Genomic DNA, 14538 nt, shown 5'->3' with positions numbered 1-14538 from the left:
ATTTCGCATTACAGGGCAGGCCTCACGGCCAGATCTGCCTTGACAGGTACTTCCGGAATATCTCCATCCCTGAATCAGGTTCTGCCGTGATGATTATCTCCAAGCTGTCGCGGAGCCTGTTGAGGTGTGCGCCTATGTTGTACTGCCTCAGGCCGTTCCTAACAACCTCCTCAAGGCCCACCTCGCTCCTCTCTACGTCCACATAGAGCCTGTTACCCCTGATGTAAGGCCCCCGGAGCCTCCTCCTGCCCTTCCACTTTGCGTAGAAGTCCATGGCATTCTTGCTGTCGACGGGTGGGCCCTCGTGCACCTTAATCCTGGGAAGTGTGCCCCTCTCACACTCGACCAGGATCTGCACACGCTCATTCACGAGAACTTCCGAATCTATGGGCAGGAAGCCTTCCCTGGAGAGGAGGCCCATAAGGATGTTCCTTAGGCGCACGGCCTGAGGGTATATAACATCGTCTATCTCATCTGGCCTCGGCAGCGTGAAGAGTGCAAATGTGGAGTCCCTGCTCCCTCCGAAAATTTCACCCTCCGGTTGCACCATGCTGAAGAACTTCTCTGATGGGGATGAGAGGAATATCTTCGAAAGCATCTTCATTTTCGAGAGGGACTCAAGGCTGATAGCTGCCCCAGCGTTCCTACCCGGGTCCGTCGGGTCTATTATTACCGCCGGGGCATCGAATTGGGAGAGGAGTTCCCTGTCTTCAGGGATTGTGAGCGGCCCTGTGAGGGTGGAGAAGTACCTTATGGTCTCCATGAAGGTGCCGAAGTTCAGGACCAGCAGCTCACAGACATAGCCCGAGAAGCCAGAGACCTTGACCTCAGATCCGTAGACACCGGCAGTCTTCATGAACGCCTTCAGGAGCCTCACCTCGTCCCTCTGGACATCAGTGATATGGTCCTTCACGTACTCCGTGTGCAGCGGCGTCCTGTCAACCGAACTTATGATGCTTGTGCCGGGGGGTATCTGGTAGCAGGGCACTATGTCCACCTTCCTTCCAAGGTACCTGCCGGAAACGTACGGGTGCTCCGCGTACTTCTCCTGCCCTTCCGGGAGCACCTCATGGCCAACCCTCAGCCCCATGCTCTCCATCTCCCACTCCCTGTACTCCCTGGAGAAGACTATGAAGATGTCTATGTCAGCATCCTTCAGGTGCGTCCCCTTTGATACGGAGCCCACCAACCTGGGCTCCGCCTTTATGCCGTCCCTCTTCAGTATATCCGATATCCTGGACGTCAGTTCCCTAACGACCCTGTCTATGGTGGCCTGCTCTTCCCTGTCAGGCCTTATGGACGCGAGGACAAGATCAAGGTTCATGTTAACTGCCCGTGAGGTTAACAATGGCCTGTGCCGGTTCTCCGTCTGCGGCTTTCAGGGCCTCTATGGCCTTCTCCCTTGTGACATGTGCCTGCTCCATCACAAGCTTTATGTCATCTTCACTGAAAGGTGCCGCCTGCTCGGTCGCTTTTGAAGCAGCAGTATCCTTCTTTACCTCCTTGATGGTGCCCGATACCTGGAATGTCTTCTGCCCCTGTGCCTCTATCATTATGACCTGTGCGTCCGAGATGACATAGTCCTTTTCCTTTCCCCTGAAAATGACCTCCTTGACATCAGTCATTTCTGTGGACTTTATGCCCATCTGGGCCATCATCCTCTTGATCTCCCTTGAGTTCATTCGGCCAGGTATCATAATGTAAGATTCGTGAGGTATGCATAAGACTTGTGAATCCTCAGGCCGACGTCCTGCTGGGGCTGCCGCTGCTGACGATGAAGAATGCCAGGAGTATTGACACTATTGCAGGGAACAGGGCAACGGAAAAGAGTAACTTTGGTGAGTAGACCCACAGGGCAGCCCCTATTATTGGCGCAATGAGGGCGATCGGTACAGCCATGACATCCCCTGATGTCCAGTCCCTGAGGTAGTAGTCATTGATGCACCTACCAACAGGGTACATCGAGGGCCCAATGTCCAGGAACTGCCAGAGGGAGAGTGCGCAGAAAGAGGCCAGGAACGTCGTTGAATCCATCATTAGTGAGAGCAGGACAACGGGTATGGCAACTACAAGAGGGTAGACAGGCCTAAGCCTATCAGAAAACCTCGGAACGACTCTCCAGATGTAGTGCTCCGACAACATGAATGCTGCAGCAAACAGGGAAAAGAGGTACTCGAGTTCCCTCAGTGAAATTCCGCTCCTCGCGGATGAGGAGGGCAGGAAAAAGACAACTGAAAAGATGGAGAGGGCCATCAATACAGTGGTAACAGGCGCCAGAAGGGCCCTGAGGGACTGCTCGGTCTGGAAATAACTGAACCTCTTTATTTCATCCACCCTTACCAAACTCAGCCTCTGGTCCTTCTGCGGGCGGTAATTGACCTTCAGTGCAAATGGCATCATCACTATGGCCGATGAAATTGTTGCAATGGACAGCACACCGTAGAGGAGGGGGAACGGTACCTGGAAAAATGAAAGTGGCACCATGATTACCAGGAAACCTGAAAGCATGGAGAGCCTGGAGATTGCATTTCTGGCTTTGCCTGCAGATGCCGTGGATGAGAAGAACCTCGCAATTGAAGGCTGTGAGATGCCAACGAGCAACTCAGTTACACAGAGGGAGATGGCCGATGAGGCCACGCCAGGCCTCAGGTAAACCAGGCTCAGCACGATGCCCTGGAGGAAGAGCGTGAATACAACCAGGTGCGCCATGGGGATCCTCCAGTACAAAAACCGTGAGATGAGCCGGCCTATGAGGTTGGTAAGTACCAGGGCAGCACCGATGAACCCGAACGTGTAAAGGTCTATCCGGAAGTAGGTGAACATGTAAGGCAGGGAAAGCCAAAGGAGGGAGAAAGAAGACAGGGCCAGGCCTCTCATGATCGGGACGATTATGTACGAATGGCGTTCGCTCCAGCCTGGCGCACCGGTTTCCATGTGATATGGCCATCTCCCTGCACTTATAAGTATATTTCCACAGGTTGCAGTGGTTGTGAATGCATTTCACACATCCAGGCAAGCAAGGAAGGCATATCTTACACAGGTGTGGCTATCTTGAAGTTCCCAGGCAAGGAAGGGAGCAGTTTGTGGACTACCAAAATGCTTATATCTCGGTAAGTTATCACACTCTTACGCTCTCACAAATGCACTCTCTGAAATGTTATGTTCAGAGGGGAAGGGTTTGAGGTTCAAAAGACCTGTGACACCACCAATGGGCCAGCGAGATGGATTGTGCGTCTGCTAAGCTGCTTGGGGGATGGCTTGGCTTGGGGGCCGAAGAAGGACGTGCCAAGCTGCGATAAGCCCCGAGGAGGCGCAGGGAGCCTTAGATCCGGGGATCTCCGAATGGGACTTCCTGCCATTTTGGCACTCCGTAAGGAGGGGGAACCCGGGGAATTGAAACATCTTAGTACCCGGAGGAAAAGAAATCAATAGAGATGCCGTTAGTAAGGGCGACCGAAAGCGGCACAAGGCAAACCGAATACCATCCTGAAAAGGGTGGTAGATGTGGAGTTTGGACAGTCTCCAATGCCTCCCTGCTGAACCTGAACCACCTGGAAAGGTGGGCCATAGAAGGTGATAGCCCTGTAGGGGTAAGGCAGGAAGCTACGAGGGACTGTATCCAGAGTACCGTGCGTCGTAATTCGCGCGGGAATACGGGTGGCACTAACATCCAACCTTAAATACCTCCCAAGTCCGATAGCGAACAAGTACCGTGAGGGAAAGCTGAAAAGTAACCCGAAAGGGTGGTGAAAAGAGCCTGAAACCAAGCAGCGATAAACTTACAGGGCACTTAAGGGATGAGACCGCCAATAACGGTTGACCGGTGTTCTGTTGTCCGTGTTGAAGAACGGGCCAGGGAGTTCTGACGAGTGGCGAGGTTAATCCCTTAGGGAGTAGCCGCAGCGAAAGCGATTACCCGCACAGCAATGGAGGGGTAGCGTAGCAAATGCGTTTAGTCACTCGTGGGAGACCCGAAGCCGGTCGATCTACGCCTGAGCAGGTTGAAGCCTAGCGAAAGCTAGGTGGAGGACCGAACCAGTTCTGATGTGCAAATCGTTTGGATGACTTGGGTGTAGGGGTTAAAGGCCAATCTAGGCCGGCAATAGCGGGTTCCCCCCGATACTACCCGCAGGTAGACCTCAGCTGAGATGCTCGGTGAGGTAGAGCGACCGACTGGTTGGTCAGCGGTCGAAAGGCCGCGCCGACCTATCAAACTCCGAACTTGCCGAGATCGTAGAAGCTGGGTGCTAGGGTATAGGGATAAGCTCTGTACCCGTGAAGGGAACAACCTAGACTAGGGTTAAGGCCCCTAAATACTGGCTAAGTGCGATCTAAAGGGGTTCATGGCCAAAGACAGTGGGGAGGTTGGCTTAGAAGCAGCCATCCTTTAAAGAGTGCGTAACAGCTCACTCACCGAGGCTATGTGCCCCGAAGATGGAAGGGGCTAAAGCCAGTTGCCGAGACCCTAGGGCACCGAAAGGTGATCCGGTAGGGGGGCGTGCCGCATGGGCGGAAGCCTCTCCGAGAGGAGGGGTGGACCGTGTGGTATCGCGGATCCTGGTGAAAGTAGCAGAAAAGAACCGTGAGAATCGGTTCCGCCGAAAGGGCTAAGGGTTCCTTGGCAATGTTCGTCAGCCGAGGGTTAGTCGGTCCTAAGACTGCCCCTAACAGGAGGTAGTCGAAAGGGAAGCTGGTTAATATTCCAGCACCTCTGGTGTTCTGCCGGTGTCACTTGTTTCGGGATATTGGGGGTGCGCTTGCCTACGCATTTGCCTGTATAAGCCGGTGGAGAGTCGTAATGACGAGAAGCCGGCGAAAGCAGGTGAGGCCCCGTAAGGGGCTCCCTGAAATTCCTGGAGCCTGTGAAAGGTGGCATCGGGTCAAGCCAGAGACCGTACCAAGAACCGACACAGGTGCCCCTGGATGAGAAGTCCAAGGCGTTTGGGTCTAATGGACGCGAGGGAACTCGGCCAAATAGCTCCGTATCTTCGGTAGAAGGAGTGCCTATCCCGGGAGGGGATAGGTCGCAGTGGCAAGGGGACTCCGACTGTTTACCAAAAACACAGGTCGCTGCTAGTTCGAAAGGATGTGTATAGCGGCCGAAACCTGCCCAGTGTCGGTACCTGAAAGCCCCGTCCAAGGGGAAGAAGGGCCGATAAACGGCGGGGGTAACTATGACCCTCTTAAGGTAGCGTAATACCTAGCCGCTTAATTGGCGGCTTGCATGAAGGTTCAACGTGGGTCCCACTGTCCCCGCGTTCAGCCCCGTGAAATCGATGCACTGGTGCACAATCCAGTCTCTCCCACGTGAAAGCGAAGTCCCCGTGGAGCTTTACTGCAGCCTGTAGCTGTGATACGGTTCCCGATGCGTAGCGTAGGAAGGAGCCGTCGAAGCCTGGGTTTTGGCCCAGGTGGAGGCGCCAATGAAACACTTCCCTTCGGGAATTGCGTCACTAACCTCTAAAAGAGGGACAACTATTGGTGGGCAGTTTGGGTGGGGCGCCACGCCCCTGAGAATCAAACAGGGGCCCCCAAAGGTCGGCTCAGGAGGGTCAGAAATCCTCCGTAGAGTGTAAGAGCAAAAGCCGGCTTGACTGTGTTCCGGGCAATAAGGAACGCAGATGCGAAAGCAGGGTCTAGCGAACCACCCTGTTCCTCCTTAGTGGGGGCGGGTGATAAGAGAGAAGTTACCCCAGGGATAACTGAGTCGTCCTCGGCAAGAGTTCACATCGACCCGAGGGTTTGCTACTTCGATGTCGTCTGTTCCTATCCTGGTGCTGAACAAGGTGCCAAGGGTGGGGCTGTTCGCCCATTAAAAGGGATCCTGAGATGGGTTCACTACGTCGCGAGACAGTAGGGTTGCTTCTCCGTGGGAGTGCTCGGTGTCTGAAGGGAAGGAGCCTTTAGTACGAGAGGAACGGGGGTTCGTGGCTTCTGGTTTACCGGTTGTCTGGCAAGGCACTGCCGGGTAGCCACGCCATACGCGGATAAGAGCTGAAGGCATCTAAGCTCGAAGCCGCCCCTGAAAATAGACACCGTCATCAGGGCTCTCCTAAAAGAGGAGGTTGATAGAGCCGGGATGTAAGTGCCGAGCTGCTGCGAGGCATTAAGTCCACGGCCACTAATCGCCCGAAAGCACAGTCCATGCTAATGGTTCCGTTGGTGGTGTATGCGGGTCTGAGAGCGTTTTTAATTTATCTTTTCGTTTATCCACAGTCTAGGTTATCCTGCTGTTTGTCCTTGCTCTGATGTGCTTCCCAGTACTGGGTGCGGCCCAATGGCCCGCATCAGAACATGCGTCCCGTGAAGCGTGATGCCATGAGTGGTACAGACAGTTAACGCGGATGAGGCATTTGCCCCCGGCACTACAGCCTCCTCGACAGGCACCGGGGACAGACACAGTCACCGGAGAGGAGCGGAAGTATGCTCCTGACCTTTTCATCCACACTCACGCTAGAACACCAGCACGATGGCCCACCGCACTCAAACTCCTCCAGACAGAGCGAACACACCTTCCTCATGGTGCATAAAAGTCCTAACAAATATTAAGAAATTTCATTTGAGGACAAGGTTGTATGCGTGAATCAGAAGGTGACCACACTGTACCCGTTGTTGACGTAATAGGCTAGCCTCTCACCTGCCGGCATCAGGCTAACGCCCATCTCCTCCAGCTTCTTGTCCACCCCGCTGTTCTTTGCAATTGCCACGCATGCAGAATCCACAGCCTTGTTCTCCATCAGGATGTTGAAGTGCTCCAGCGCAGTCCCTGACAGCTGTGCCAGGTACTCCTCGCTCGGGCCGTAAAACATCACCTTGAGGTCATCGTACCTCTTTGCCTTCACGGACCTCGCGGCCATTATTATGCCCAGATCCGCCCTTGCAGGGTTCTCCTTACCGCTCATTATCAGAAACAGGGCCTTTGCCATAGTGGTAAAAGAAAAATGGTTTGAAAAAGTTATCCCTTCACCTCAGGTATCTCCTTCTGGAGAAGTAGAGTGCGGCACCCACGACTATGAGGACCACGATGACTGCCACGATGTAGTACGGGCCTGTTGTAGGTGGCCTTTCCAGTACTATGGTGTTGGAGTTTGCAACCGCATAGCCAGGCGTCACTATGCTGTACTGCGGGTCTGAAACCACGCTTATCCTCATGCCCCCGCCGTCCAGGGTTATGTTCACGTCCAGTGTCCTCCCTGCACTGTAGAAGAACGTTGTGGTGTTCGTTGATGGATTGTATGTCCTGTTCCACCTGGCAAGGGCTACGGAGAATGCTGAGAAGTTCAGGGTTCCGTTGACATAATTGCCGCTGCCCAGGCTAATGTTGGTCACCGAAACGCCGTGGAGTGAGAGGTTATCCCTGAAGTTGAAGGCCCTCCAGGTCATGTTCGCTGTCCCGTTTGTGTAGACACCGGTGAGTAGCATGCTGAGCTCCGAGGTCCTGTTGATCACCAGGTATGTGTTGTTGACCCTGCGTGAAACCTGGTTGAAAGATACGCTCAGGTACTTGAGCGATACGTTCGAGTCTAGGGATTCCAGGGTACTGTTGAACATTGCCATGAGGTGGGCGTTCCCTGACAGGTTTGCGGCCACACTTAAGTCTGGGAATATGCCCTGGGTTATGTTCAGGATCTCCCTCATTATGCTGGTGTTGGAGACCTGCACCGATATGGTGGTGTTTGAGAAAGCGTCAACCGTGGCAGTGCCTGATTTCGGGTTCAGGCTCACCTGGACGCTGGCCGCACTCGATGTGAAGGGCATGGCACCGAGGATGACCAGTGCCACCACTGCTGCCGTGGCCAATACCAGCCTTCTCCTGTACATCCGGCATCACATCGAGTATATCTGGTAATTGGGAGGCTCCGATATTATCTTTATGTCATGTGGGTGGCTCTCCCTGAGGCCGTTGCCCGTGATCCTGATGAAGCGTGCCTTCATGCGGAGGTCCTCGATGGTCCTCGCCCCCACGTAGCCCATACCTGACTTCAGGCCACCGGTCAACTGGAAAAGGACCTCCTCCACCTTTCCCCTGTAGGGGACCGCACCCTCTACGCCCTCCGCCACGAACTTGTTCGCACCGAGCTTGCCGTACCTGTCGGATATGCCACTCTGGATGGCGCCTATTGAACCCATTCCCCTGTAGGCCTTGTACTTCCTGCCGTTTATTATCATCTCCGAGCCAGGGCTCTCCTCAGTCCCAGCAAGGAGAGAGCCGAGCATGACAGAGGATGCGCCCGCAGCGAAGGCCTTCACTATATCGCCCGAGTACCTAATGCCTCCGTCAGCAATGACGGGCACCCCGTACTTGTTGGCCACATCCGCTACCTCTGATATGGCAGTGAGCTGCGGCACGCCCACGCCGGCCACGATCCTCGTGGTGCATATGGAGCCAGGGCCTATCCCGACCCTGAGGCCATCAATGTCAAGGGATATAAGGTCCTCCGCCGCCTCGGAGGTGGCTATGTTCCCCGCCACTATGTCCACACCCACCCTGCGCCTCATCTTCTTGAGCGACTCTATGACATTCTCATTGTGCGCATGTGCCGTGTCAACAACTATGAAGTCTGCACCCTCATGCTCCAGCGCTTCTGCCCTCTCGAGGTCGAATGGCCCAACGGCCGCACCGACCATCAGCTGGCCGTCCTCGTCCCTTGTGGCGTGTGGGAACTTCTGCCTTGTCATGATGTCCTTCGCTGTTATCAGGCCCACAACCCTTCCCCTCTCGTCCACCAGGGGCAGCTTCTCTATCCTGTTCTTGTAGAGGATCTCTATGGCCTCGTCCAGGGATATGCTATCGCGCGCGCTGATGACGTTCCTGACCATTACGTCCTCCACAGTCTTCATTTCCTTGCCTGCAAACTCCAGGTCCCTCCTCGTCACTATGCCGACCAGCTTCTCGCCCACGACCACCGGTAGGCCGCCTATGTTCTTCGTCCTCATTATGTTCCTCACTTCTGATATCGGCGTCTCCGGAGAAACTGTATGGACGTTCCTTATTATTATGGTCTCCTCCCTCTTGACCTTCCTCACCATGGCCACCTGCTGGTTTGTGGGCAAGTTCCTGTGTATCACGCCGATGGCCCCGTACCTGGCCATTGCGATGGCCATCTCAGCCTCGGTCACAGTATCCATTGGGGAGCTGACTATGGGCACTCTGACCGAAATATGCCTGGTCACCCTAGACGAGATGTCTACTTCCTTGGGCTCAACCGATGTCCTTGAAGGTATGAGGAGCACGTCATCAAAAGTAACTCCATCCTTTGCCTGTGTGAGCTTTTCCGTGAACATTGGGAGTTAAGGGTAAATGGATAGATAAACCTAACCAATCGGGGGCGACCTGCTTAAAATTGCCCCAAGTCCTGCTTTGGCACTGCCCTCGATCCCCTCCGCTCCATGCACTCGTCGACTGTTCACCTGTCCTGTTTCCTGAATACCTCTCCGATGAATGAGAGCGTCCTCTCGGTCAGCGGGGACCAGTCGTACCTGATGAGTGAGAGGTAGCGCCTTGCTATGTCGGCCCTTATGCCCCTCTCCACCCCCAGGGGCACGCATTCCAGCCTGTGCATGTCCGAATCCCTAACACCCTGCCTCAGTATCTCCTCCTCTGCCTCATCCGAACTGACCGTGACGGCATACAGCGGTGCAAGGTTGTAGAGCCTGCTGAACTCAGAGCCTATGTCCATCACTATGCTGTATCCCTGGCTGTAGGCCCTGAGGGCCTCATCACCTATCACAAGGGCGTACTCCCTCTCTCCGAGGAGATCTGCGGCCTCAGTTCCATCGCTCCTGTAGAGCCTGAAGTCTACGTTGAGCCTCCTGAGTATGAGGGAAAGGTAGAACTCCGTTGTCCTTGTGTACCTTGTGACCGCAACCTCAATGCTCTTCCTCAGCCCCTGGCCCCTCCCCAGGAGCAGCGTGCTCATGGTGGTGTGGGCCGTGTGTATGCTTGCGCTCCTGGACAGCCTGAGGGCATCTCTGTTCTCCATGTATGCGAGAAGCGATACCATGCCCGTCCTCGCCTGGCCATCAAGGAGGCGTTCCAGTATCCTGCCTGGCTCATAACGCTCCACACTGCACTTCTCCCTAAGTGCCAGGCTCAGGGGCTCTGAGTGCAGGAAACTTATCAGATCGACCATCCAGCCATGATGCCTATCACTGTAAAATGGGTTTACACCCCCATCGTGTGGCGCCCCGGAATCCTCGACTTTTCCGCCTCCGATCAAGGTTAAATAAATTGAGCCCTTACATTTACAGCACAGGGAGAAGAAGGTGGTTGGTTGAGCGGCGAACTCGCGATACAGCTGAACGGCCTGGAGTTCAGGGCCAGGGAGGGAGAAACCGTCCTGCAGGCACTGATGAGCGCTGGCGTAGATATACCGCATGTGTGTTACCACCCCAGCCTGGGCCCCATACAGACGTGCGATACATGCATTGTGGAGGTGGACGGTAAGCTCAAGAGGGCATGTGCAACGCCCCTGTCAGAGGGCATGAAGGTGGAAACTAAGAGCCCCAGGGTCATGGAGGCGCGCCTGGAGGCGGTTAACAGGATCCTACACAACCATGACCTCTACTGCACGGTGTGCGAGAACAACAACGGAGACTGCGCGCTCCACGAGGCAGTTCACATGCTCAACATGGACAGCCAGAAGTACCCTTTCGAGAAGAAGCCGTATGAGGTGGACGATTCGAACCCATTCTACCGCTACGATCCCAACCAGTGCATACTCTGTGGCCGCTGCGTCGAGGCGTGCCAGAACGTCGAGGTTAACGAGACACTTTCAATAGACTGGTCCCTCGAGAGGCCCAGGGTCGTCTGGGACCACGGGGTGCCCATCAACGAGTCCTCGTGCGTTTCCTGCGGGCACTGTGTCACGGTGTGCCCCGTAAACGCGCTGATGGAGAAGAGCATGCTGGGTGAGGCCGGCTACCTGACCTCGATACCGCAGGACACAAAGGAGAAACTCATCGACTTCGTGAAGAGCCTCGAGCCTGCCATAGGAATGAGGCCAATAATGGCGCTGAGCAACGCTGAATCCGCGCTGAGATCGACGCAGATAAAGAAGACAAAGACAGTGTGCACCTACTGCGGTGTCGGCTGTTCCTTCGAGATGTGGACAAAGGGGAGGAAGATACTGAAGGTCCAGCCCGTGCCGGAGGGCCCGGCGAACGGCATATCCACTTGCATAAAGGGCAAGTTTGGCTGGGACTTCGTAAACAGCAGTGACAGGCTCACCAGGCCACTCATCAGGGATGGCAATAGGTTCAGGGAGGCCACATGGGAAGAGGCCATCGACAGGGTGGCCAGGGGTCTCATGAGGATAAAGGAGAAGTACGGAGGGGACGCAATAGAGTTCATCGCCTCGTCGAAGGGCACAAACGAGGAATCTTACCTGCTCCAGAAGCTGGCCAGGCAGGTCTTCGGGACTAACAATGTGGACAACAGCTCCAGGTTCTGCCAGGCACCTGCCACAACGGGCCTCTGGAGGACTGTGGGCTACGGTGGGGATTCCGGATCGATTTCAGACATATACAGCGCTGACCTGATACTTGCGGTCGGAACGAACACAGCGGAATCACACCCGGTCATCGCCACCAGGATAAAGAGGGCCCACAAGCTGAGGGGACAGAAACTCATCGTTGCTGACATAAGGAAGCATGAGATGGCAGAGAGGGCTGACCTGTTCATACACCCGAGGCCGGGCACGGACCTCGTGTGGCTGTCCGCTGTAACGAAGTACATAATTGACCAGGGCTGGGAGGACAGGAAGTTCATAGAGGAGAGGACAACGGGGTTCGAGGAGTACAGGAAGAGCCTGGAGCCATTCACTCTCGACTTTGCGGAGAGGGAGACAGGCATACCCAGGGAGCAGCTGATCAGGGTTGCGGAGATGATACACGAGGCTAAATCGGTCTGCGCACTCTGGGCCATGGGAGTTACCCAGCACCAGATGGGGAGCGACACTTCCACCGCCATATCGAACCTCCTTCTCGTCACTGGAAATTACGGCAGGCCAGGGACAGGCGCATACCCGCTGAGGGGCCACAACAACGTCCAGGGCACCAGCGACTTCGGGGCCATGTCAGCATACCTTCCCGGCTACCAGAAGGTCAGCGATCCAGAGGCCAGGGCGAAGTTCGAGAAGGCATGGAACTGCAAGATACCAGAGAAGGGCGGTTTTGACAACAACTCCTGCCTTGAAGCCATCGAAGAGGGAAAGATAAAGGCCATGTATGTGGTGGGAGAGGAGCTCACCACCACCGGCTCAGACACGAACTACATCAAGAAGATGCTTAGCTCCCTGGAGTTCCTGGTCGTCCAGGACGTCTTCTTCTCAGAGACGGCAAGGTTCGCAGACGTTGTCCTTCCCGCATGCACGAGCCTGGAGAAGGAGGGGACATTTGTGAACACAGAGAGGAGGATACAGAGGATCTACAAGGTGATGGAGCCCATGGGCGAATCGAAGCCGGACTTCGAGATAATACAGATGGTGGCCCGTGCCTGTGGTGCCAACTGGAACTATTCACACCCCAGCGAGGTCATGGATGAGGTCGCCAAGCTCGCACCAATATTTGCAGGCGTTTCCTATGACAGGCTAGAGGGCTTCAACAGCCTGCAGTGGCCGGTGGGGCCAGACGGAAAGGATACGCCCCTCCTGTACACCGAGAGGTTCAACTTCCCGGACGGCAGGGCAAGGTTCTACCCGCTGGAGTACAGGCACCCGCTATTCCCTGACGACGAGTTTGACCTCATGCTGAACAACGGCCGCGTGCTTGAGCACTTCCACGAGGGCAATGAGACCTACAGGTCTCCAGGCATATCAGAGAAGGTGCCGAACAGCTTCCTCGAGATCTCACCGGAACTGGCAAGGGAGAGGGGCATAGAGACAGGCGACATGGTGCGCGTCATATCCAGGTGGGGCCAGGTCAGGACGGTGGCGCTGGTCACGGACAGGGTCTCTGGAAAGGAACTCTACATGCCCATGAACGGGAGGGGAGAGGAGGCGATCAATATACTAACAGGGCGCATAATGGACCCAGACTCCCACACACCAGCATACAAGGAGCTGCCTGTCAGGGTCGAGAAGATAGGGAAGAAGGGGAAGAGCCCACTGCCACTCAACAACCCGCGCTTCTACCAGAGGAACCCGAGGCCGGGTGTTGAGGTGGAGAAGAAATGGGCCAGGAAGGATTATGTGCCCATAACGGAGGACTGATAGCTTGGCGAAGGAGATAGAGGTCATAGAGAGGAGGCAGGTGCCGGAGAACCTTGAGGCCTCGATGGCCAAGATCATCGAAGTTCTGGGCAACGGGGAGGTGATGGAGAAGTTCGCCAGGCTTCTCGATGCGGTGCAGAGGAGCGAGATACTCACCTTCCTAACAGCCCTGCTCGAGAACTGGGACAGGGTGATGAAGGTAATAACGGAGGAGCTCACGGACGAGAGGATGGCCAGGTTCATAAGGAACGCTCTGAGCGTCTTTGCCATTGTCTCCAGCGTTGACACGGACAGGCTAATGAAGGCTGTATCGAAGATGGCAGGGGATGGCAGCGCACCGGCCAGGAGCGGGGACCTGGCACACAACCTCTCCTCCCTGATAAACCTCCTTTCCGACCCTGAGGTCTCGGCAGGGCTCACAAAGGTGCTCAGGCTCATCGGTTCCATATGATCGAGGGCAACAACTTTCCGTATTTCACCTTCAGGGCACAGTGCTATTCCTCCGGTTCCATTGAGCAGAGGGATGAGAAGGTAACGGCGGAGGAGCCCCTCCTCATAAGGCTCTGCGACGATATGGGGTGCCGGGACTACGCGACCATAATGAGGACACCGGTCCACGATGACCTCCTTGCCCTCGGCTTCCTTTTCTCTGAGGGCGTTGTGAAGGTGCCGGGCGACGTGAGGTGGATGAGGTATGCGGGCAGTGAGGCGGATAAGGAATCCAGCCCCAAGAACGCCCTGGAGGTCGGGGTCAGGAGCGTGCCGGTGGGGAGGGCACCGAGGCTCGTCGAGTCATCGTGCGGGATATGCGGGAAGGCGAGCATAGAGAGCCTGGTAGTGGAGGGCTTCGGTGTCCTGAACGACCGTGCCAGGTTCAGGGCCTCCACTGTTCTCTCGCTGCCGGAAAAGCTCAGGGGTGAGCAGAGGATATTCGAGGAGACCGGTGGGATACACTCCGCCGGGCTATTCGACAGCAATGGTGAAGCGATATTCAGTGCGGAAGACGTTGGCAGGCACAACGCAGTCGACAAGGTCATAGGCTTCATGCTGATGAACGGCATAGACGGCAGGGGAAAGGCGCTCCAGGTCAGCGGCAGGGCTGGCTTCGAGATAGTCCAGAAGGCTGTCCGGGCCAGGATTAGCCTCGTTAGCTCCGTTTCTGCGCCCTCCAGCCTAGCTGTTGACACTGCACTTAGCTTCAATCTTACACTTTGTGGGTTTGTAAGGCAAGATAGATTTAATGTATACTCCGGTGAAGAGAGAATAGAATTTGATACTGTTTTTTATGGCTGACATACATTTATATACATATTCTCCTTAAATCTGG

At 55.4% G+C, this 14538-nt stretch carries 11 protein-coding genes and 1 rRNA gene; 4 read left to right on the top strand and 8 right to left on the bottom strand.

All coding sequences use genetic code 11. From position 1 onward, the window contains the following. Positions 1-22: 22 nt before the first annotated feature. Genes cca through IEW66_RS03195 form a run of 3 tightly spaced genes read right to left on the bottom strand, consistent with a single transcriptional unit; the run spans position 23 to position 2934 of the window. Positions 23-1324 (bottom strand): CCA tRNA nucleotidyltransferase, encoded by a 1302-nt coding sequence (gene cca / locus IEW66_RS03205; protein WP_188680252.1) that lies wholly within the window; start codon positions 1322-1324, stop codon positions 23-25. Position 1325: 1 nt separating this feature from the next. After that, entirely contained in the window at positions 1326-1697 is a 372-nt protein-coding gene (locus tag IEW66_RS03200) for a nascent polypeptide-associated complex protein (protein ID WP_188680250.1), read from the bottom strand. A gap of 40 nt (positions 1698-1737) precedes the next feature. Beyond that, positions 1738-2934, bottom strand: coding sequence for a hypothetical protein (locus IEW66_RS03195; protein WP_188680248.1), 1197 nt, complete (start codon positions 2932-2934; stop codon positions 1738-1740). 288 nt (positions 2935-3222) lie between these two features. Between IEW66_RS03195 and IEW66_RS03190 the strand changes: the two genes are divergently transcribed. Further along, positions 3223-6145: ribosomal RNA gene (locus IEW66_RS03190) — 23S ribosomal RNA — on the top strand. Positions 6146-6365: 220 nt separating this feature from the next. Here IEW66_RS03190 and IEW66_RS03185 read toward each other — a convergent pair. The 5 genes from IEW66_RS03185 to IEW66_RS03165 all read right to left on the bottom strand — a co-directional run bounded on the left by IEW66_RS03185 (position 6366) and on the right by IEW66_RS03165 (position 10133). Then, positions 6366-6521: a cysteine-rich CWC family protein gene (locus IEW66_RS03185; RefSeq protein WP_188680246.1), complete on the bottom strand. Its 156-nt coding sequence runs from the start codon at positions 6519-6521 to the stop codon at positions 6366-6368. Positions 6522-6584: 63 nt separating this feature from the next. Next, the gene (locus IEW66_RS03180; RefSeq protein WP_188680244.1) at positions 6585-6926 is read right to left on the bottom strand and encodes a DsrE family protein; all 342 of its coding nucleotides are present in this window, start codon (positions 6924-6926) and stop codon (positions 6585-6587) included. A gap of 37 nt (positions 6927-6963) precedes the next feature. Then, the gene (locus IEW66_RS03175) at positions 6964-7821 is read right to left on the bottom strand and encodes a hypothetical protein (RefSeq protein ID WP_188680242.1); all 858 of its coding nucleotides are present in this window, start codon (positions 7819-7821) and stop codon (positions 6964-6966) included. Between the two features lie 6 nt (positions 7822-7827). Further along, entirely contained in the window at positions 7828-9285 is a 1458-nt protein-coding gene (gene guaB / locus IEW66_RS03170) for an IMP dehydrogenase (protein WP_188680240.1), read from the bottom strand. 122 nt (positions 9286-9407) lie between these two features. After that, positions 9408-10133 (bottom strand): MqnA/MqnD/SBP family protein, encoded by a 726-nt coding sequence (locus IEW66_RS03165; protein WP_188680238.1) that lies wholly within the window; start codon positions 10131-10133, stop codon positions 9408-9410. Positions 10134-10274: 141 nt separating this feature from the next. Here IEW66_RS03165 and fdhF point away from each other — a divergent pair, with 141 nt between their 5' ends. Genes fdhF through fdhD form a run of 3 tightly spaced genes read left to right on the top strand, consistent with a single transcriptional unit; the run spans position 10275 to position 14504 of the window. Next, positions 10275-13211, top strand: a complete 2937-nt coding sequence (fdhF, locus tag IEW66_RS03160; RefSeq protein ID WP_229657467.1) for a formate dehydrogenase subunit alpha — start codon at positions 10275-10277, stop codon at positions 13209-13211. A 4-nt stretch (positions 13212-13215) separates the two neighbouring features. After that, positions 13216-13662, top strand: a complete 447-nt coding sequence (locus IEW66_RS03155; protein ID WP_188680236.1) for a DUF1641 domain-containing protein — start codon at positions 13216-13218, stop codon at positions 13660-13662. Next, positions 13659-14504, top strand: a complete 846-nt coding sequence (fdhD, locus tag IEW66_RS03150; protein ID WP_188680234.1) for a formate dehydrogenase accessory sulfurtransferase FdhD — start codon at positions 13659-13661, stop codon at positions 14502-14504. Before IEW66_RS03155 ends, fdhD begins: the two co-directional genes overlap by 4 nt. Positions 14505-14538: the final 34 nt, after the last annotated feature.

Source organism: Thermogymnomonas acidicola (assembly GCF_014646795.1).
GTDB classification, from domain to species: domain Archaea; phylum Thermoplasmatota; class Thermoplasmata; order Thermoplasmatales; family Thermoplasmataceae; genus Thermogymnomonas; species Thermogymnomonas acidicola.
This window is presented reverse-complemented; position numbering and strand designations above follow the sequence as displayed.